This window comes from Enterobacter sp. Taxon_8, from assembly GCF_058354585.1.
Genome location: NZ_CM177989.1, coordinates 314,345 through 332,750, shown reverse-complemented (window position 1 = coordinate 332,750; position 18,406 = coordinate 314,345). Strand labels below are relative to the sequence as shown.

The following is an 18,406-nucleotide window of genomic DNA, read 5'->3' as shown; positions in this document are numbered from 1 at the left end:
TTTTTATCATCTTTGGAATACGCACACTCCGTGCGCAGGCCCGTGCCAGACAGCCATTACTACCGGATTATCCGCTCCGGCAAAGGGGGGAACGGCGCGCCACTCCCCGTCAGGTAAAACAATCTCTGCGACGTCATCCGTCGCGTTCAGCGTGACCAGCCATTTATCCGACAGCAGGATTTGCAGGCGTGGTACGCCGTGTTGCCACTCTTGCGCGCTTAACGGTTGCGCGTCTTTATTCAGCCAGCGAACGTTGCCGTCACCCTCTTCCCACCAGCTGTTGGCGGTCAGCGCGGGGATCTGCTGGCGAAGATGGATCAGCGCAGCGGTGAAATGAATCAGCCCGCTGTTGGCTTCCCCCCAGTCGAGCCAGGTTAAGGTGTTGTCCTGGCAATACGCATTGTTATTACCGTGCTGGCTGTGACCATGCTCATCGCCTGCCAGCAGCATCGGCGTGCCCTGCGACAGTAAAAGCGTTGTCAGCAGCGCATGAACGCTGGCGCGTCGCCGCTCGATGACGTCGAGGCTTCCGCCTAACCCTTCTATACCATGATTAAAGCTATGGTTATTGTTAGTGCCATCGCGATTCTCTTCGCCGTTTGCCTCATTGTGTTTCTGATTGAAACAAACGCAGTCCCTGAGCGTAAAACCGTCGTGCGCCGTCAACAGGTTGACGGTAGCCGACGGGCGTTTGCCGTCGCGCTTAAAGAGATCGCTCGACGCGGCAAAGCGCCCGGCAAATTCCCCCAGCGACAGATTGCGTTCCAGCCAGAAGCGGCGCACGGCGTCGCGGTAGTGATCGTTCCACTCGGCAAACAGCGGCGGGAAATTCCCGACCTGATAACCGCCTTCGCCAATGTCCCACGGCTCGGCAATGAGCTTCACCTGCGAGAGCACCGGACAGTTTTTTATCGCCTCGAACAGCGGCGCCTGCCGGCTGAACGCCGGCGTGCGCCCCATCACGGGCGCCAGGTCGAAACGAAAACCGTCGACGTGGAACGTCTCCACCCAGTATTTCAGGCATTCATACGCAAAATGCGTGACCGCCGGATGGCTGAGGTTGAGCGTGTTACCGCAGCCGGTCCAGTTCTCATAATCGCCATCCTGCCTGATCCAATAATAGCTACGGTTATCAATTCCGCGCATGGAGAGCGTCGGACCGTCGAGATCGCTTTCTGCACTGTGGTTGAGCACCACGTCCAGAATGACCTCAATGCCCGCCGCGTGGAGAGCCTTCACCGCATCGCGGAACTCGTCCCGCGCTTTTTCCGGAAGGACGGCATAGCGCGGTTCGAGCGCGAACATCGCCAGCGGGTTGTAGCCCCAGTAGTTGCTGAGCCCCAGCCGCTGCAGACGCGGCTCGCTGGCAAAATGGGCAACGGGAAGCAGTTCCAGGGCGGTGATACCGAGATGTTTCAGGTAGGCGATCATGGTGGGATGCCCGAGTGCCTTATAGGTGCCGCGCATCTCTTTGGGGATCGACGGGTGCAGGTACGTCAGCCCTTTAACGTGGGCTTCATAAATGACGGTATTGCCCCACGGCGTGTGCGGCGGGGCATCGTCTTCCCAGTCATAAAGATCGTTCACCACCACGCTTTTAGGCGCGACGGGCGCGCTGTCGCGGTGGTCTGGCTCGCCGTAGCCTACGTGGAACAGAGGGTCATCTTTAAACTCACCGTCCACCCGGTGCGCGCACGGGTCAATCAGCAGCTTCGCCGGGTTAAACCAGTGACCCTGCGCCGGATCCCACGGACCGTGTACGCGAAAGCCATAGTGCATGCCTGGCCGTCCTCCGGCCAGGTAGCCGTGCCAGGTATCCCCCGTGCGCGCGGGTAAATCGTAACGGTGCTCGTTACCTTCCCCGTCAAACACGCACAGTTCTACCCGCTCGGCGTGAGCGGAAAAGAGGGTGAAATTGACACCCTTTCCGTCAAAACGCGCCCCGAGCGGTTCGGGTTTACCTGCCGTAAGCTGCGTCATTCGCCCTCCCGCATCAGCCAGATGGTGCCAAGCGGCGGCAGCGTCAGGCTCAGGGAGTTGGGTCGCCCGTGGCTTTCTATGGCGTCACTCTGTACCAGCCCGCCGTTACCGGCGTTGCTGCCGTGGTAGTGCATCGAGTCGGTATTCAGAATTTCACGCCATTTGCCCGGCTGGTTAATGCCGAAGCGGTAGTGTTCACGCGGCACCGGGGTGAAGTTACTGGCGACGATGATTTCGTTACCCGCCTTGTCACGACGCACAAAGACAAACACCGAGCGCTCGTGGTCGTCCACCACCAGCCACTCAAAGCCGTACGGATCGAAGTCCAGCTCGTGCAGCGCTTTGTGGTGGCGATAGGTCAGGTTCAGATCGCGCACCAGACGCTGCACCCCGTGGTGCCAGTTGTCGCCGCCTTCCAGCAGATGCCAGTCTAGGCTGGCGTCGTGGTTCCACTCGCGACCCTGAGCGAACTCATTGCCCATGAACAGCAGTTTCTTACCCGGGAAGGCAAACATCCAGCCGTAATAGGCGCGCAGGTTGGCAAACTTCTGCCACGCGTCGCCCGGCATGCGGTCGAGAATGGATTTTTTGCCGTGCACCACCTCATCGTGCGACAGCGGCAGCATGAAGTTTTCGGTGTAGTTGTAGAGCATCCCGAACGTCAGCTTATCGTGATGATACTTACGGTGAACCGGGTCCAGCTTCATATAGTCGAGCGTGTCGTGCATCCAGCCCAGGTTCCACTTATACCAGAACCCCAGGCCGCCCAATGACGGCGGACGGGAGACGCCCGCAAAGTCGGTCGACTCTTCCGCCATGGTCACGGCACCGTCCACCTGCTCGCCGATAATGCGGTTGGTATTGCGCAGGAACTCAATGGCTTCCAGGTTTTCGCGGCCGCCAAACTCGTTCGGGATCCACTCCCCCTCTTTGCGGCTGTAGTCGCGGTAGATCATCGACGCCACCGCATCGACGCGCAGGGCATCAATGCCAAACCGCTCGATCCAGTACAGGGCATTCCCGACCAGGTAGTTTGAGACCTCACGGCGACCGTAGTTGTAGATCAGCGTATTCCAGTCCTGGTGATAGCCTTCGCGCGGATCGCTGTGCTCGTACAGCTTCGTACCGTCAAATTCTGCCAGCGCGAAATCATCCGCAGGGAAATGGCCCGGCACCCAGTCGAGGATGACGTTCAGCCCGGCGGCGTGCGCGGCATCAATGAAATAGCGGAAGTCGTCGCGCGTGCCGAAGCGGCGCGTTGGCGCATACAGCCCGGTGGGCTGATAGCCCCAGCTGCCGTCGAACGGGTGTTCATTGACCGGGAGCAGCTCAAGGTGAGTAAAGCCCATCCATTTGGCGTACGGCACCAGCTGGTCGGCAAGCTCCCGGTAGCTCAGCCAGAAGTTGTTATCGGTGTGGCGGCGCCAGGAGCCGAGATGAACTTCATAGACGGAGATCGGCGCATCAAAGCGGTTGGCCTGTTTACGCTCTTCCGTCTGGACGACCTTCTCAGGCAGGCCGCAAATCAACGACGCGGTATCCGGGCGCATCTGCGCTTCGAAGGCATACGGGTCGGCTTTAATGCGTAGCTTGCCGTTGGCGTCGATCATCTCGAATTTATAAAGCTGCCCGGGGTGCGCCCCGGGGATAAACAGCTCCCAGATGCCGGTTTCCCGGCGCAGGCGCATCGGGTGTCGGCGACCGTCCCAGTAGTTGAACTGGCCTACAACGGAGACGCGCTGGGCGTTAGGCGCCCACACGGCGAACCGCGTGCCGGTAATGCCATCCATGGTATCGGCATGGGCACCCAGCGTTTCATAAGGGCGAAGATGCGTTCCTTCGGAGAGCAGCCAGGCGTCCATCTCTTTTAAGAGCGGACCAAAGCTGTAAGGATCGTCAATCAGGTTTTGCTGACCGTGCCAGAGAACGGCGAGCTGATAGCGAAAAGGGTTTTTACGACGGGGCATTACGCCCGAGAAGAAGCCACGCGAATCGAGGCATTCAAGATTACCGACCTTGCGGCCAGTTTTGGGTTCAATCACCCAAACTTCTGTGGCATCCGGTAATAGCGCCCGAACTTCCAGACCCGCCTCAGTACGATGCATCCCAAGCACAGAAAAGGGGTCAGCGAAATGACCCGCAATAAGCGCATTAATCACGTCTCTATCCACACGATCGGACATGGTATTCATCCTGTTTTTTATGTCGTCCTTTTTAAGCGCTCCGGGACGACTTTTAATGTGACCTGAACGGGACAGCACAAAAATGTGCATCCATTCTGCTCCGTTCGAACCTCAGGTAAGAAATGACTCTTCCTTAAAGCATAGCCAACGCTCTAGATGACTCCTGATAAAAAATAAGACATCCGCGTGTTACTCCATGTAGTACGCAAAAAAAAGGGGTGAAAATCACCCCCGGTAGTTAACAAATTATTACGCCAGCTGGCGCAGCATGCGGCGCAGCGGCTCGGCGGCGCCCCACAGGAGCTGATCGCCGACGGTGAACGCGGAGAGATACTCCGGCCCCATGTTCAGCTTGCGCAGACGGCCAACCGGCGTGGTCAGCGTGCCGGTAACGGCAGCCGGGGTCAGCTCGCGCATGGTGATATCGCGATCGTTTGGAATTACTTTTGCCCACGGGTTGTGCGCGGCCAGCAGCTCTTCCACGGTCGGAATAGACACATCTTTTTTCAGTTTAATGGTGAAGGCCTGGCTGTGGCAGCGCAGCGCGCCGATACGCACGCACAGACCGTCAACCGGAATGGTGTTCGCGGTCGCGAGGATTTTGTTGGTCTCAGCCTGGCCCTTCCACTCTTCGCGGGTCTGGCCGTTATCCAGCTGTTTGTCGATCCACGGGATCAGACCGCCGGCCAGCGGTACGCCAAAGTTATCCACCGGCAGCTCGCCGCTGCGGGTCAGCTGGGTGACCTTACGCTCGATATCCAGAATAGCGGATGCCGGGTTTGCCAGCTCGGTCGCAACGCTCTGGTGCAGCTGGCCCATCTGGGTCAGCAGCTCGCGCATATGGCGCGCGCCGCCGCCGGACGCGGCCTGGTAGGTCGCCACGGAGACCCACTCCACCAGATCCTGAGCGAACAGGCCGCCGAGGGACATCAGCATCAGGCTGACGGTGCAGTTGCCGCCAACAAAAGTTTTTACGCCGTTGTTCAGGCCATCGGTGATCACGCCCTGGTTCACCGGGTCGAGAATGATGATGGCATCATCTTTCATGCGCAGCGACGAGGCCGCGTCAATCCAGTAGCCCTGCCAGCCGCTTTCACGCAGCTTTGGATAGATTTCGTTGGTATAATCGCCGCCCTGGCACGTCACAATAATGTCGAGTGCCTTCAGCGCTTCCAGATCGTAAGCATCCTGCAACGTGCCTGTGGTACCACCAAAGGACGGAGCAGCCTGGCCGAGCTGGGAAGTGGAGAAGAAGACCGGGCGGATAGCGTCGAAATCGCGCTCTTCAACCATGCGTTGCATGAGTACAGAGCCGACCATACCGCGCCAGCCGATAAAACCAACGTTTTTCATAGCATTTTTTTCCTGCTGAGGGTGTGTGCTGATTGTGCAAGCCAGTATTGAACTGGGATATGCTTCACATTACAAAATGCTGCCAAAGTCGCAAGCGAAATTAATCGATGATTGCCCGGCAATCAGAAAAAGCGCTAATCATCGAAATAACACTACTAAGTATCAGGGATAATTTAAAGATGAGTGAAATCATTTCCGCGGCGGTTTTATTGATCCTGATTATGGATCCACTGGGTAACTTGCCGATCTTCATGTCGGTGCTGAAGCACACCGAACCGAAGCGCCGCCGGGCGATCATGATCCGCGAGCTGCTCATCGCCCTGCTGGTGATGTTTATCTTCCTGTTTGCGGGTGAAAAAATCCTCGCATTCCTGAACCTGCGCGCCGAAACCGTGTCGATTTCCGGCGGGATTATTCTTTTCCTGATTGCGATTAAGATGATTTTCCCGAGCGCGGAAGGCAGCAGCAGCGGCCTGCCTGCGGGTGAAGAGCCGTTTATTGTGCCGCTGGCGATTCCCCTCGTTGCCGGGCCGACCATTCTGGCCACGCTGATGCTGCTGTCGCACCAGTATCCGAACCAGATGAGCCATCTGGTGATTGCCCTGCTGATTGCCTGGGGCGGAACATTTATTATCCTGCTGCAGTCATCTCTGTTCCTGCGCCTGCTGGGCGAAAAAGGGGTAAACGCGCTGGAGCGCCTGATGGGGCTGATTCTGGTAATGATGGCAACGCAGATGTTCCTGGACGGCATTCGGGCGTGGATGAAGGGATGACTTTCTCCCTCTCCCTGTGGGAGAGGGCCGGGGTGAGGGCATCAGGCCGCAGAGGCGCCCACTCAGCCCTTACGAATCAAATACCGGTACGGCAGCGTTTCTGTCTGCTGTGCCACCAGCTCATGCTCCATAAAGGTACAAAAACCGGGAATATCGCGCGTGGTGGCCGGGTCGTCGGCAACGATCAGCAGCGTTTCACCGGTCTGCATGTTGCGCACGGTTTTACGTACCATCATTACCGGTTCCGGGCAGCGAAGGCCCTGGGCATCAAGAGTGTGGTCTGGGCAGGAAAACAGGTCGGTCATGATCTTCTCGGTCTGATAAAAACGGCTGTAGTTTACGCCCGGTTGCGATCAATGCAAACCAGGTTAACGATTGCGTAAAAACTAACCATTGCAATGTCCTGACAAAGCAGTATCATGCTGCGGTTTTTATTGGGTTCCCTCACCCCAACGTATAAAAAGGTCACAATATGACGCAGTTTTCTGAATCTCAGCGCGTAAAAGCGTTGTTCTGGCTTTCGCTTTTCCATTTGCTGGTGATCACCTCCAGCAACTATCTGGTGCAGCTCCCGATCTCCATCTTTGGTTTCCATACCACCTGGGGCGCGTTTAGTTTCCCGTTTATTTTCCTCGCGACGGATTTGACCGTGCGTATTTTTGGCGCACCGCTCGCTCGCCGTATTATTTTTTCGGTCATGCTCCCGGCACTGTTCATCTCGTACGTGATTTCGTCTCTGTTTTATATGGGAAGCTGGCAGGGCTTTGAGGCGTTAACCCACTTCAACCTGTTCGTTGCCCGCATCGCCGCGGCAAGCTTTATGGCCTACGCGCTGGGGCAGATCCTCGACGTGCATGTGTTTAACCGCCTGCGTCAGAATCATCGCTGGTGGATGGCGCCAACCGCCTCCACGCTGTTCGGTAACGTGAGCGATACTCTGGCCTTCTTCTTCATCGCCTTCTGGCGCAGCCCGGATGCGTTCATGGCCGAGCACTGGATGGAAATCGCGCTGGTGGACTACTGCTTCAAGGTCCTCATCAGCATTGTTTTCTTCCTGCCGATGTACGGCGTGCTGCTCAATATGCTGCTGAAAAGGCTGGCAGATAAATCTGAAATCACAGCATTGCAGGCTGGTTAAGGGTTCGCTTTATCAGTTGTGATAAGATGAGCGAATGAGCCGTTATGGCCGTTTATCGAAAGGAAGAAGTCAATGCGCAATCTGGTTAAATATGTCGGGATTGGCCTGCTGGTTGTGGGTCTTGCAGCCTGTGATAACAGCGACACGAAAACGCCTGCTCAGGGCGCATCCGCAGAAAGCAATGCGACCGGCCAGCCGGTGAATCTGATGGATGGCAAACTCAGTTTCTCTCTGCCAGCCGATATGACTGACCAGAGCGGCAAGCTGGGCACCCAGGCGAACAACATGCACGTTTACTCCGACGCAACCGGGCAGAAAGCGGTCATTGTGATTGTGGGCGACGACACCAGCGAAGACCTGGCCGTCCTGTCCAAACGTCTTGAAGATCAGCAGCGCGGCCGCGACCCGCAGCTGCAGGTCGTGACCAATAAATCCATCGAGCTGAAAGGCCATAAGCTGCAGCAGCTCGACAGCATCATCTCCGCAAAAGGCCAGACCGCTTACTCCTCTGTCGTGCTGGGCAAGGTCGATAACAAACTGCTGACCCTGCAGATCACCCTGCCAGCGGAAGATCAGCAGAAAGCGCAGACGGCCGCTGAAAACATCATTAACACCATCGTGATCCAGTAACGCTTCACGACGATGACGTGGCCTCCGGTGCCTGCACCGTGGGCCATTTTTTTAGCCGCCACGTCAGCAGCAGCGCAATAACAACCAGACCCGCCGCGGCAAGATAGATCACCGGCACGCCTGCCCAGGCCATCACCAGCCCCGCCAGCGGGCCGGTAATGCCTAAAGACATATCCATGAATACCGTATAGGTCGCCAGCGCCGCCCCCTGATTCTGCTGCGGCACGGCTTTTACCGCCACCACGCCCAGCGCCGGGAAGACCAGGGAAAAGCCAGCCCCCGCGAGGAACACGCCCACTTTGGCGACCCACGGCACCATCGCAATTCCGGTCAGCAGCAGCCCGACAATTTCTATCGCAAAGCAGATCATCGCCACATTCAGCCCGCCGAGACGGTTGATGCCGTTAGGGAAAAGCAGGCGGGCACCTACAAACGCACAGCTAAACAGGGTTAACGCAAAGGCCGCGCCGTCCCAGCCTTTGGCGTCGTAGAACAGGGTGATGAAGGTCGCAATTACGCCAAAGCCGGTGGTTGCCAGCGCCAGGGCCATGCCGTACGGCCAGACGCGCCCCAGCACCGCCCGAAACGGCAGCGGCTTGCCTTTGCTGGCCTTAACTTTCGGACGCGGCAGCGCAAAGAGAATTGCCAGCAGCGCGACCGCCATAATGGTGATAGACAGCCCATACAGCCCGCCAAGCGCATAGCAGGCCACGCCGAGCGGCGCCCCGAGGGCCATTGCCCCGTAGGTGACAATCCCGTTCCAGGAGATCACCCGGCCAATGTGCGGCGCGCCGACAACCCCAACGCCCCAGAGCGTCGAGCCGGTTCCCGCCAGGCTTTGTCCGATGCCGAGAATGACGCGGCCCAGACAGAGCAGCGCCAGGCTGACCAGCGGCCAGTGGCTGGTTGCGGCAGCCAGCAGGTAGCTCAGGCCACTGAGGAAACAGCCGCATAAACCCACCACCACAATGCTTTTTGGACCGAACAGGTCCGCGTAGCGCCCGGCATGGGGGCGACTCAGGAGCGTGGCGAAATATTGCAGGCTGATGACCAGCCCCGCCCAGAAGGCGCTGAAGCCCATCACGTCATGGACATAGCCCGGCAGGACCGCCAGCGGCAGGCCAATGGTCAGATAGCTGGCAAAGTTGAAAATCACAACGGAAACGATGCGCAGATTGAGGCGCAATCCGCTCAGTGCCGGTTCAGCGGCAGGTTCGGGCATGGGGTTTTACCTGGATTTTTTACAACCGTGTTTCACTATTACCACGGCGCAATAAGAAAATCAGCACCGACTTTCAGATTAACGGCTCCAGACGAAGCGAAGCCCGGGCACTACACTTACCGGGTCATCATATTAAGGAACACGCATGATCGCTAACCCGTCCGACAAAGCAGGACTTCACATCTTATTAAAACTCGCCTGTCTGGTGGTTATCCTTGCGGGTATTCATGCTGCCGCCGACATTATTGTTCAGCTCCTGCTGGCGCTCTTTTTTGCCATTGTGCTTAATCCTCTGGTCACCTGGTTTTTACGTCGGGGAGTCAGCCGCCCGGTAGCCATCACCATTGTGGTTATTGTTATGCTGATTGGCCTGACGGCGCTCTTCGGCGTACTGGCGGCATCGCTGAGCGAATTCTCCACCATGCTGCCGCAGTACAACAAAGAGCTGACGCGTAAAATTGTCGCGCTGCAGGAGATGGTACCCTTTCTTAATCTGCATATTTCACCCGAACGGATGCTGCGCAGAATGGACTCCGAGAAGGTCATGACCTACGCCACCACCTTGATGACGGGGCTTTCCGGCGCGATGGCCAGCATTCTGCTGCTGGTCATGACGGTAGTGTTTATGCTGTTCGAAGTCCGCCACGTTCCCTATAAGCTGCGCTTTGCACTGAACAACCCACAAATTCACATTGCCGGATTACACCGGGCACTGAAGGGCGTCTCAAAATATCTGGCGCTGAAAACGCTTCTGAGCGTCTGGACCGGGGTCATTGTCTGGCTGGGCCTGATGCTGATGGACGTGCAGTTCGCGCTGATGTGGGGCGTGCTGGCATTTCTGCTGAACTACGTGCCGAATATTGGCGCGGTGCTTTCCGCCGTGCCGCCGATGATTCAGGCGTTTCTGTTCAACGGTTTCTACGAATGCATGCTGGTCGGCGCGCTGTTCCTCGTCGTGCATATGGTGCTGGGCAATATTCTTGAACCGCGCATGATGGGACACCGTCTGGGCATGTCGACGCTGGTGGTATTTTTATCCTTACTGATTTGGGGATGGCTGCTGGGCCCGGTCGGTATGCTGCTGTCGGTTCCCCTGACCAGCGTATGTAAAATCTGGATGGAAACCACCAAAGGCGGCAGCAAGCTGGCGATCCTGCTCGGTCCGGGGAGGCCGAAAAGCCGATTACCAGGATAACCGACCTACCTGTACAGGTAGGTTTAAACCATCAGTAATACACCGTAAATTACCGCGTCCTTAATCCGTCGCGGTATTTTATTTGCGTTAAGGCGATATTCACCCTGTTTTATTTACGTCGTGCGCATTACGCTCAAATGCAATTTATGATTTAACGCAAATTATAAAAAAATGAAATAGTTACTTATTTTCCATGTTATTATTTCCGTCTTCGCTTCATCGTAATGCAAACATTAATATTGATTAAAAATACGCCTGGCGCCAACGGAAAGCCGGATGAATATTATTTGTAAATACCACTACCTTTAATTGTTAATATTGATATGGAGTTGTTGATGAAAAAGATCGTTAAATGGTGTGCTGCTGCCGTATTCGTTGGCGCACTGGCTGGCTGTGCGCGTACCGCCCCAATCGCTCAGGTTCACTCTATTGTAAGCGCGGGTCATACTGCCGATCAGGTAAAAACGGCAATTTTGAAAGCAGGCCAAAAACGTGACTGGATCATGACGGAAGCGGGCCCGGGAATGATTAAGGGGCGTTTGCAGTCGCGCGATCACTCGGTCCAGGTGAGTATTCCGTACACGGCAACAAGCTATTCAATCAACTATGAAAACAGCCTTAATCTGAAAGCGGCAGACGGTAAAATTCACAAAAATTATAACCGCTGGGTGAATAACCTCGACCACGATATTCAGCTGAACCTCTCCGCAGGCGCCACGCTGTAATATTTTTCTAAAGTCGGGCCGCGTATGGCCCGATAACCTCTCTTTATTATCCTCAAAGGTTACGTAGTAATGTACGAAAAGGACACACTCAGCGCACTGGATGCCATTACCGAAGCGCAACGCATCGCTTTTGCCCCGATGTTATTCCAGACTGCGCTTTGTCTGCGTAACTCAGGCGTTCTCGCCTGGCTAGATAAACAAGGGAAAGAAGGTGCCAGCCTTGAGGAAATAACAGAACACAGCACGCTAGGTAGCTATGGTGTCAGCGTACTGCTGGATATGGGATTAAGCGGTCGAATCGTAACCCAACAGCAAGGACGTTATTTCCTGGCGAAAGTGGGCCATTTTTTACTGCACGACGAAATGACCCGCGTAAATATGGATTTCACCCAGGACGTTTGTTACCAGGGGCTATTTCACCTGGCGGACGCCCTGCAGGAAGAAAAACCTGCCGGATTAGCCGTGTTTGGCAACTGGCCAACCATCTACCCGGCTTTATCCCAATTACCTGCTCCGGCGAAGGATAGCTGGTTCGCCTTTGATCATTACTATTCTGACGCCGCTTTTGACGCGGCTTTGCCATATATATTCGCAAGCTCGCCGACAAAATTGTACGATGTGGGCGGAAATACGGGTAAATGGTCGTTACGCTGCTGCCGCTATGACGAAAATGTTGCCGTGACGATCCTCGATCTGCCGCAGCAGATAGCGCTGGCGCAGGAAAACATCGCAAAAGCAGGATTTTCTCATCGTATTGCATTCCATGCTGTCGATATGCTTAGCCCAGCAACATTGCCGGGTGACGCCGACGTCTGGTGGATGAGCCAGTTCCTGGATTGTTTCTCTCCGGATCAGATTGTCGCCATGCTGACGCGCGTCGCACAGGCCATGAAGCCAGGCGCACGTTTGTGCATCATGGAGCTTTTCTGGGATGCTCAGAAATTTGAAGCAGCCTCTTTCAGCCTGAATGCCACCTCGCTCTATTTCACCTGTATGGCGAATGGCAATAGCCGGTTTTACAGCGTAGAAAAGTTTTATCGCTACCTGGAGAGCGCAGGTTTCAGCGTTGAACAGCGGCTGGACAACCTTGGGGTCGGTCATACCCTGCTGATATGCACCAAACGTGAACAATAGAGCAGCTTAGCTGCCCGGGTGGCCTAGTCTGCCTTTTGAATACGGTTTTTTTCGCGGACGCGCGTAGATGAAATTTTCACTGAACATTATCGACTGGCAGGCCAGAGCGCCAGGACTCAGCGATGCCACAGAGTGGCAGGCGTGGTCTCGCCTGCAGCTGGCCGTCGATCCAGCTGCCCCGCTTCCCCGGTTGACCGCTTTACCCATGATGACCGCGCGCCGCCTCAATTCAGGCAGCAAGCTGGCGGTGGATATTGGTCTTGCCATGCTGCAAAACCACGCCATTGATGCCGTCGTCTATTCCAGTCGCCACGGTGAGCTGGAGCGCAACTACCGTATTCTGCATGCTCTGGCAACCGGCCAGTCCGTATCGCCCACCGACTTCGCCATGTCCGTGCACAACTCGGCGGTGGGCAATCTCACGATTACCGCACGCCAGCCCATCGTCTCGTCATCCATTTCTGCCGGGCTGGACACCTTCCAGCAGGCTTTATGTGAAGTGCTGAGCCTGCTGCATGCCGGCTACTCCCGCGTCTTGCTGGTCGATTTTGACGGCGCGCTGCCGGAATTTTACCATCCGGCGTTACCGCAGCAGATGCCCACCTGGCCCTACGCACTGGCGCTGGTCATTGAATCCGGCCAGGAATTGCAGTGTGAAACCCACAGCGGCAGCGCGGGTGAAGAACCCGCCCTGCCGCAAAGCCTGATGTTCCTGCAGCGCTATCTCAGCGAGGAACGCCAGTTTGTAGTGCCCGGCGAACGTTTGCTGTGGCAATGGACGCGCGCATGAACCACCTGGCTGCCCGTATCAACTGGTTATGGCGTCTGGTGATGACCGGATTCTGCTTCGCGCTGTTTGGCGTGGGCGGACTGCTGCTGTCGCTGGTCTGGTTCAACCTGCTGCTGATCGTCCAGCGCGACCGCGCCAACCGTCGACGTCTGGCGCGTCGCAGCATTGCGGCCAGCTTCCGTTTCTTCCTGACCGTTGCGCGCGGACTCGGGGTACTGGACTATCGCATTCACAATCTTGACGCGCTGCGCAGCGATCGGGGTTGTCTGGTGGTAGCTAACCACCCCACGTTAATTGACTACGTGATTCTGGCGTCGGTGATGCCAGAAACCGACTGTCTGGTGAAGAGCGCGCTGCTGCGTAATCCCTTTGTCAGCGGCGTCATCCGCGCGGCGGATTACCTGATTAACAGCGAAGCCGAGCCCCTGCTCGCGGCCAGCCAGCAGCGTCTGGCTCAGGGCGACACGCTTTTGATCTTCCCGGAAGGCACGCGAACCCGGTTTGGCGAGGCTATCTCCCTCCAGCGCGGCGCGGCTAATATCGCCGTGCGCTGTAACAGCGATCTGCGGGTGGTGCTGATCCACTGTAGCGAACATCTGCTGGATAAAAAAAGTCACTGGTATGATGTACCGCCAGAAAAACCTGTTTTCACCGTGGATGTCCGCGACCGCGTGAACATCGACGAATTTTACGATGCAAATGAACAAGAACCGGCGCTGGCGGCAAGGCAGTTAAACCGGCATCTGGAGCATCGATTAACATCAGGCCTTCAATCTTTGTCAGGAATTAATGATGCAAGCGCTTTATCTTGAAATTAAGAATCTCATTATCACCACGCTGAATCTGGACGAGCTTACCGCAGAGGATATTGATACCGATGCCGCGCTGTTTGGCGATGGACTGGGTCTGGACTCCATTGACGCGCTGGAACTGGGTCTGGCCGTGAAAAACCAGTATGGCGTGGTGCTTTCTGCCGAAAGCGAAGAGATGCGCCAGCACTTCTTTTCCGTCGCCACGCTGGCGTCCTTTATCAACGCTCAACGCGCCTGAGATGTGAACGATGACTGAACAAGAAACCATTTATCAGGAAGTCTGCGGCCTTCTGACCAAGCTCTTTGAAATCGACCCGCAGGACATTACGCCCGAAGCCCGTCTTTATGAAGACCTGGAGCTGGACAGCATTGACGCGGTGGACATGATCGTTCATCTGCAGAAGAAAACCGGTAAGAAAATCAAGCCGGAAACCTTCAAATCGGTTCGTACCGTTCAGGATGTGGTAGACGCCGTCGAACAGCTTCTGCGCGAAGAGTAAGACGTCGTGCGTGGTGGACGGACGTTCCCGCTCATCCCACTGCTGACGGGTCTGATGCTGCTGGCGTGGCCTTTTCTGATTGGATTTGGGCTGACGCACAACAGCCTGCAGTGGCTGTTACCGGTGATGGCGCTGATGTTGCTGCTGCGGCTGCGTCAGGCACAGCGGAACCGTGGCCCGATGCGGTATGTGGTGCAGTGCGTGGCGCTCGCGGGCATTGCGCTCTGCGCGGCAAGCTACCTGCTGAAAACCCACCAGTGGCTGCTGTTCTACCCGGTGGTCGTCAACCTTGTGATGCTGGTCGTGTTTGGCGGTTCGCTGTGGACCGCGATGCCGCTGGTCGAACGGCTGGCGCGCTTGCGCGAGCCGGATTTGCCCCCGGAGGGCGTGCGCTATACCCGCAGGGTGACCCTCGTCTGGTGCGGCTTTTTCATCGGAAACGGCGCGATGGCGCTGTTCACCGTTCTCCACGGCGACCTGCATCTGTGGACGCTGTGGAACGGTATGGTGGCTTATATCCTGATGGGAACGCTGATGGCGACCGAGTGGCTGGTCCGCCAGCGGGTGATAAAAAAAGAGATGCACAATGACTAACCCCCTTCCGCTGGGCCAGTGGTTGAACGCCCCGCGCCCTGACGACATGCCCGTTGCCTGGCTTGACGATCGTACCTGGACGCTGGGCCAGCTGCGCCACGACGTGACCTTGCTGGTTGACACCCTGCGTCAGCAGGAAGGCGAGCGCTGGGCGCTGTGCTTTGAAAACAGCTATCTGTTTATCGTTGCGCTGCTGGCCTCGCTGCATGCCGGTAAAACGCCAGTCATTCCCGGCCATAGCCGCGTCTCGCAGCTTGAAGAACAGCAGTCGTTGTTTAGCGGCGTCCTGAGCGACAGGACTCTCGATTTCCATGGCAAGCTGATTGTGGTGGCCTCCAGCCATCAGACTGCTCGCCACTGGACGCCCCTGCCGGACATTGACGAAAGCCGCTTTGTTGAACTGTTCACCTCCGGCTCCACGGGCACCCCGCGCCGGGTGGTTAAGCACATCGTCAGTCTGGATCGCGAAGCCCGCCTGCTGGCTAACCGCTTTGGTGAGCGTCTGGCCGGATGCAGCATTGTGGCCTCGGTCGTACCGCAACACCTGTATGGCCTGACATTCCGTATCGTCTTGCCGATGGCGCTGGGCCTGCCGCTGCATGCCGCGATGCTCTATTACGCAGAACAACTGGCCGCCCTTCCTCATGACAGGCATTACCTGTTCATCAGCAGCCCGGCGTTCCTGAAGCGCCTGGATACGGAGCTTCCCGCGCCGCCCGTCAGAATGCTGATTTCAGCAGGCGGAATGCTGCCCTGGTGCGACGTATCCACCACCGCTGGCTGGCTTAACATCTGGCCGGATGAAATTTATGGCAGCACCGAAACCGGGATCCTCGCCTGGCGCCATCGCCAGCAGGATAACGTGCCGTGGCTCGCGTTCCCCGGCGTTATCTTCCATCAGGAAGATGACGCCTGTCGCGTCACGTCGCCACTGATCCACGAGGCTGAAGGACTCCAGCTGGACGATATCCTCCACTTCGACAGCGAGGGGCTTTTCAGCATCGCCGGGCGTCGCGGGCGGGTGGTCAAAATTGAAGAAAAGCGCATCTCGCTTAACGAGATCGAACGTCGCCTGCTGGAGCTCGACGGCATTTGCGAAGCGGCGGCCCTGCCGGTCACGCGCGGGGGCCGTCAGGGTATTGGCGCCCTGCTGGTCCTGGACGAAGCGGTTCGTCAGCGCGGCTATATGCAGGATAAAAAAGCGCAGGAGTTCGCCTGGCGTCGCGCCCTGCTGCCGTGGCTTGAGCCGGTCGCCGTTCCACGCTACTGGCGTATTGTCGATGAAATGCCGGTAAACAGTATGAACAAGCGTGTCTATGCGCAGTTAGAGGAGTTATTTCATGAAAATTCATGAAATTGAGCGCCACCAGACACAGCCGGAGAAGCTGGAGATCGTTTTGCATCTCGACGCGGCGCTGTTCTGGTTTCAGGGCCATTTTGCCGTACAGCCGCTGCTGCCCGGCGTTGCGCAGCTTGACTGGGTGATGCACTACGCCACGACGTTACTGGCACCGGGCTACCGCTTTCACAGCATTCAAAACGTGAAGTTCCAGGCACCTCTGCTGCCGGAAACCACGGTGACGCTGATGCTTGAGTGGCATGCTGAACGTCAGATGCTGACCTTCAGCTACCAGCGTCACGCAGGGGCTGAGCGCCATACCGCCAGCAGCGGGAAAATTCGGCTATGTCAGTAACCTTCCGCCCCTGCGTGCTGATCCCGTGCTACAACCACGGCGCCATGATCGCCAGCGTGCTCTCACGTCTCGCGCCGTTCGGCCTGCCGTGCCTGGTGGTGGATGACGGCAGCGACGCAGTCACCCGTCAGGAGCTTGAGCGCCTGGCGGCTGAGCAGCCGCAGATGACGCTGGTCCGTCTGGCGCAAAACGCCGGAAAAGGTGCCGCGGTCATCAGGGGGCTGGAAGAGTGCGCGCACGCGGGCTATACCCACGCCGTGCAGGTGGACGCGGACGGCCAACACGCCATCGAAGATATCCCCAAACTGCTGGCGCTGGCGGAGCGCCACCCGGACGCGCTGATTTCCGGCCAGCCCATTTACGATGATTCCATTCCGCGCTCGCGACTCTACGGGCGCTGGATAACCCACGTCTGGGTCTGGATTGAGACCTTATCCCTGCAGCTTAAAGACAGCATGTGCGGCTTTCGGGTCTACCCGGTCTCGCCCACGCTGCGGCTGGCAGCGCGTGAAACGCTCGGTAAACGGATGGACTTTGACACCGAAGTGATGGTCCGTCTTTACTGGCAGGGCAACACCAGCGTCTTTTTGCCCACCCGTGTCACCTACCCGCAGGACGGCTTGTCCCACTTCGATGCGTTAAAAGATAACGTGCGGATCTCCCTGATGCATACCCGACTCTTCTTCGGCATGCTGCCCCGCATGCCCGGCCTGCTTTTCCGTCGACGCCGCCAGCACTGGGCGCAGCAGGACGAGGTCAAGGGTCTGTGGGGGATGCGCCTGATGCTGCGCGTCTGGAAACTGCTGGGTCGGCGGGCCTTTACCGTGCTGCTGTGGCCGGTGATCGGCGTGTACTGGCTTATAGCACGTCCTGCACGGCAGGCCTCGCGGCAGTGGATTGGAAGGGTCAAGCAAGAACTGCATAAGCGGAACATGCCCGTTCCCCCGCGGCTCAACAGCTTTTTCCATTTTATGCGCTTCGGCAACGCGATGCTGGATAAGGTCGCCAGCTGGCGCGGCGAGCTGAAGTTTGATCGCGACGTGGTCTTTGCCGCCGGCGCGAGCGAAACGCTTAATATAGCGGCGCCGCAGGGCAAGCTGCTGCTGGCCTCGCATCTTGGCGACGTAGAAGCCTGCCGGGCCCTGGCCCAGCTGGACGGCAGCAAAATTATCACCGCCCTGGTCTTCAGCGAGAACGCCCAGCGCTTTAAGCAGATCATGAGCGAAATGGCGCCCGAGGCCAGCGTGAATTTGATGTCGGTCACCGACATCGGCCCGGACACCGCGATCGCCATCAAAGAGAAGCTTGAGCGGGGAGAATGGGTCGCGATTGTGGGCGATCGCATCGCGGTGAATCCGCAGCGTGGCGGCGAGTGGCGGGTGATCTGGAGTACGTTTATGGGGCAGCCAGCGCCGTTCCCACAGGGGCCGTTTATCCTGGCCTCCATCCTGCGCTGCCCTGTGGTGCTGATTTTTGCCCTGCGCCAGCAGGGTAAGCTCGTCCTGCACTGTGAACCGTTTGCAGATCCGCTGCACCTGCCGCGCGGTGAACGCCAGCAGGCGCTGCAGGATACCGTCGATCGCTACGCGCAGCGGCTGGAGCATTACGCCCTCATGTCGCCGCTCGACTGGTTTAATTTTTTCGATTTCTGGCATCTGCCAGAGTCCAGTGAAAAGGAGTAAA

19 protein-coding genes are annotated in these 18,406 nt (G+C 57.4%); 14 read left to right on the top strand and 5 right to left on the bottom strand.

Features of this window, described 5'->3' with window-relative positions; genetic code table 11:
• Positions 1 to 6 precede the first annotated feature (6 nt).
• The 3 genes from glgX to asd all read right to left on the bottom strand — a co-directional run bounded on the left by glgX (position 7) and on the right by asd (position 5,516).
• Entirely contained in the window at positions 7 to 1,980 is a 1,974-nt protein-coding gene (glgX, locus tag AC4IBF_RS01525; protein WP_136195951.1) for a glycogen debranching protein GlgX, read from the bottom strand.
• Positions 1,977 to 4,163 carry a 1,4-alpha-glucan branching enzyme gene (gene glgB, locus AC4IBF_RS01520; RefSeq protein WP_133295269.1) on the bottom strand — a complete coding sequence of 729 codons (2,187 nt, stop codon included), beginning with the start codon at positions 4,161 to 4,163 and terminating at the stop codon, positions 1,977 to 1,979. The genes glgX and glgB overlap by 4 nt, the downstream gene beginning before the upstream one ends.
• Positions 4,164 to 4,412: 249 nt before the next feature.
• Complete coding sequence (asd, locus tag AC4IBF_RS01515) at positions 4,413 to 5,516, bottom strand: aspartate-semialdehyde dehydrogenase (RefSeq protein WP_047173957.1); 1,104 nt, start codon at positions 5,514 to 5,516, stop codon at positions 4,413 to 4,415.
• 179 nt (positions 5,517 to 5,695) lie between these two features.
• On the opposite strand from asd, the gene yhgN reads away from it, so the two are divergent.
• Complete coding sequence (gene yhgN, locus AC4IBF_RS01510; protein ID WP_003861574.1) at positions 5,696 to 6,289, top strand: NAAT family transporter YhgN; 594 nt, start codon at positions 5,696 to 5,698, stop codon at positions 6,287 to 6,289.
• A gap of 62 nt (positions 6,290 to 6,351) precedes the next feature.
• Here the strand turns inward: yhgN and tusA are convergent, their stop codons facing one another.
• A complete protein-coding gene (tusA, locus tag AC4IBF_RS01505) occupies positions 6,352 to 6,594 on the bottom strand; it encodes a sulfurtransferase TusA (RefSeq protein ID WP_491463122.1) in 243 nt (80 codons plus the stop codon).
• 167 nt (positions 6,595 to 6,761) lie between these two features.
• Here tusA and AC4IBF_RS01500 point away from each other — a divergent pair, with 167 nt between their 5' ends.
• On the top strand, positions 6,762 to 7,427 hold the full coding sequence (locus AC4IBF_RS01500; RefSeq protein ID WP_111963750.1) for a 7-cyano-7-deazaguanine/7-aminomethyl-7-deazaguanine transporter: 666 nt from the start codon (positions 6,762 to 6,764) through the stop codon (positions 7,425 to 7,427).
• Between the two features lie 72 nt (positions 7,428 to 7,499).
• Entirely contained in the window at positions 7,500 to 8,057 is a 558-nt protein-coding gene (locus AC4IBF_RS01495) for a DcrB family lipoprotein (RefSeq protein WP_008503073.1), read from the top strand.
• A gap of 4 nt (positions 8,058 to 8,061) precedes the next feature.
• Here the strand turns inward: AC4IBF_RS01495 and AC4IBF_RS01490 are convergent, their stop codons facing one another.
• Entirely contained in the window at positions 8,062 to 9,279 is a 1,218-nt protein-coding gene (locus tag AC4IBF_RS01490) for an MFS transporter (RefSeq protein WP_491463121.1), read from the bottom strand.
• 145 nt (positions 9,280 to 9,424) lie between these two features.
• On the opposite strand from AC4IBF_RS01490, the gene AC4IBF_RS01485 reads away from it, so the two are divergent.
• From AC4IBF_RS01485 to AC4IBF_RS01435, 11 genes are all read left to right on the top strand, one after another.
• Complete coding sequence (locus AC4IBF_RS01485) at positions 9,425 to 10,474, top strand: AI-2E family transporter (RefSeq protein WP_023309517.1); 1,050 nt, start codon at positions 9,425 to 9,427, stop codon at positions 10,472 to 10,474.
• A gap of 335 nt (positions 10,475 to 10,809) precedes the next feature.
• Positions 10,810 to 11,199, top strand: a complete 390-nt coding sequence (locus AC4IBF_RS01480; protein ID WP_111963747.1) for a lipoprotein — start codon at positions 10,810 to 10,812, stop codon at positions 11,197 to 11,199.
• A 69-nt stretch (positions 11,200 to 11,268) separates the two neighbouring features.
• A complete protein-coding gene (locus AC4IBF_RS01475) occupies positions 11,269 to 12,333 on the top strand; it encodes a methyltransferase (RefSeq protein WP_115876839.1) in 1,065 nt (354 codons plus the stop codon).
• 67 nt (positions 12,334 to 12,400) lie between these two features.
• Positions 12,401 to 13,123: a beta-ketoacyl synthase chain length factor gene (locus AC4IBF_RS01470; protein ID WP_133295271.1), complete on the top strand. Its 723-nt coding sequence runs from the start codon at positions 12,401 to 12,403 to the stop codon at positions 13,121 to 13,123.
• On the top strand, positions 13,120 to 13,935 hold the full coding sequence (locus tag AC4IBF_RS01465) for a lysophospholipid acyltransferase family protein (RefSeq protein ID WP_133295272.1): 816 nt from the start codon (positions 13,120 to 13,122) through the stop codon (positions 13,933 to 13,935). The genes AC4IBF_RS01470 and AC4IBF_RS01465 overlap by 4 nt, the downstream gene beginning before the upstream one ends.
• The gene (locus AC4IBF_RS01460; RefSeq protein ID WP_008503081.1) at positions 13,916 to 14,173 is read left to right on the top strand and encodes a phosphopantetheine-binding protein; all 258 of its coding nucleotides are present in this window, start codon (positions 13,916 to 13,918) and stop codon (positions 14,171 to 14,173) included. Before AC4IBF_RS01465 ends, AC4IBF_RS01460 begins: the two co-directional genes overlap by 20 nt.
• Before the next feature lie 10 nt (positions 14,174 to 14,183).
• Positions 14,184 to 14,435, top strand: coding sequence for an acyl carrier protein (locus AC4IBF_RS01455; protein WP_024908875.1), 252 nt, complete (start codon positions 14,184 to 14,186; stop codon positions 14,433 to 14,435).
• A 6-nt stretch (positions 14,436 to 14,441) separates the two neighbouring features.
• Positions 14,442 to 15,029 carry a COG4648 family protein gene (locus tag AC4IBF_RS01450; protein ID WP_491463120.1) on the top strand — a complete coding sequence of 196 codons (588 nt, stop codon included), beginning with the start codon at positions 14,442 to 14,444 and terminating at the stop codon, positions 15,027 to 15,029.
• Complete coding sequence (locus AC4IBF_RS01445) at positions 15,022 to 16,383, top strand: class I adenylate-forming enzyme family protein (RefSeq protein WP_348943249.1); 1,362 nt, start codon at positions 15,022 to 15,024, stop codon at positions 16,381 to 16,383. The genes AC4IBF_RS01450 and AC4IBF_RS01445 overlap by 8 nt, the downstream gene beginning before the upstream one ends.
• Positions 16,370 to 16,723: an ApeI family dehydratase gene (locus AC4IBF_RS01440; protein WP_111963741.1), complete on the top strand. Its 354-nt coding sequence runs from the start codon at positions 16,370 to 16,372 to the stop codon at positions 16,721 to 16,723. The genes AC4IBF_RS01445 and AC4IBF_RS01440 overlap by 14 nt, the downstream gene beginning before the upstream one ends.
• On the top strand, positions 16,714 to 18,405 hold the full coding sequence (locus tag AC4IBF_RS01435; protein WP_143345627.1) for a glycosyltransferase family 2 protein: 1,692 nt from the start codon (positions 16,714 to 16,716) through the stop codon (positions 18,403 to 18,405). Before AC4IBF_RS01440 ends, AC4IBF_RS01435 begins: the two co-directional genes overlap by 10 nt.
• The last annotated feature ends 1 nt before the right edge of the window (position 18,406 follow it).

What these genes read in the sequence shown, in the direction of transcription:
- glgB (WP_133295269.1), bottom strand. Translation starts at nt 4,163, where the DNA reads ATGTCCGATCGTGTGGATAGAGACGTGATTAATGCGCTTATTGCGGGT.
- yhgN (WP_003861574.1), top strand. Translation starts at nt 5,696, where the DNA reads ATGAGTGAAATCATTTCCGCGGCGGTTTTATTGATCCTGATTATGGAT.
- AC4IBF_RS01490 (WP_491463121.1), bottom strand. Translation starts at nt 9,279, where the DNA reads ATGCCCGAACCTGCCGCTGAACCGGCACTGAGCGGATTGCGCCTCAAT.
- AC4IBF_RS01465 (WP_133295272.1), top strand. Translation starts at nt 13,120, where the DNA reads ATGAACCACCTGGCTGCCCGTATCAACTGGTTATGGCGTCTGGTGATG.
- AC4IBF_RS01485 (WP_023309517.1), top strand. Translation starts at nt 9,425, where the DNA reads ATGATCGCTAACCCGTCCGACAAAGCAGGACTTCACATCTTATTAAAA.
- AC4IBF_RS01480 (WP_111963747.1), top strand. Translation starts at nt 10,810, where the DNA reads ATGAAAAAGATCGTTAAATGGTGTGCTGCTGCCGTATTCGTTGGCGCA.
- AC4IBF_RS01475 (WP_115876839.1), top strand. Translation starts at nt 11,269, where the DNA reads ATGTACGAAAAGGACACACTCAGCGCACTGGATGCCATTACCGAAGCG.
- AC4IBF_RS01435 (WP_143345627.1), top strand. Translation starts at nt 16,714, where the DNA reads ATGTCAGTAACCTTCCGCCCCTGCGTGCTGATCCCGTGCTACAACCAC.
- AC4IBF_RS01470 (WP_133295271.1), top strand. Translation starts at nt 12,401, where the DNA reads ATGAAATTTTCACTGAACATTATCGACTGGCAGGCCAGAGCGCCAGGA.
- tusA (WP_491463122.1), bottom strand. Translation starts at nt 6,594, where the DNA reads ATGACCGACCTGTTTTCCTGCCCAGACCACACTCTTGATGCCCAGGGC.
- asd (WP_047173957.1), bottom strand. Translation starts at nt 5,516, where the DNA reads ATGAAAAACGTTGGTTTTATCGGCTGGCGCGGTATGGTCGGCTCTGTA.
- AC4IBF_RS01495 (WP_008503073.1), top strand. Translation starts at nt 7,500, where the DNA reads ATGCGCAATCTGGTTAAATATGTCGGGATTGGCCTGCTGGTTGTGGGT.
- AC4IBF_RS01460 (WP_008503081.1), top strand. Translation starts at nt 13,916, where the DNA reads ATGCAAGCGCTTTATCTTGAAATTAAGAATCTCATTATCACCACGCTG.
- glgX (WP_136195951.1), bottom strand. Translation starts at nt 1,980, where the DNA reads ATGACGCAGCTTACGGCAGGTAAACCCGAACCGCTCGGGGCGCGTTTT.
- AC4IBF_RS01455 (WP_024908875.1), top strand. Translation starts at nt 14,184, where the DNA reads ATGACTGAACAAGAAACCATTTATCAGGAAGTCTGCGGCCTTCTGACC.
- AC4IBF_RS01445 (WP_348943249.1), top strand. Translation starts at nt 15,022, where the DNA reads ATGACTAACCCCCTTCCGCTGGGCCAGTGGTTGAACGCCCCGCGCCCT.
- AC4IBF_RS01440 (WP_111963741.1), top strand. Translation starts at nt 16,370, where the DNA reads ATGAAAATTCATGAAATTGAGCGCCACCAGACACAGCCGGAGAAGCTG.
- AC4IBF_RS01500 (WP_111963750.1), top strand. Translation starts at nt 6,762, where the DNA reads ATGACGCAGTTTTCTGAATCTCAGCGCGTAAAAGCGTTGTTCTGGCTT.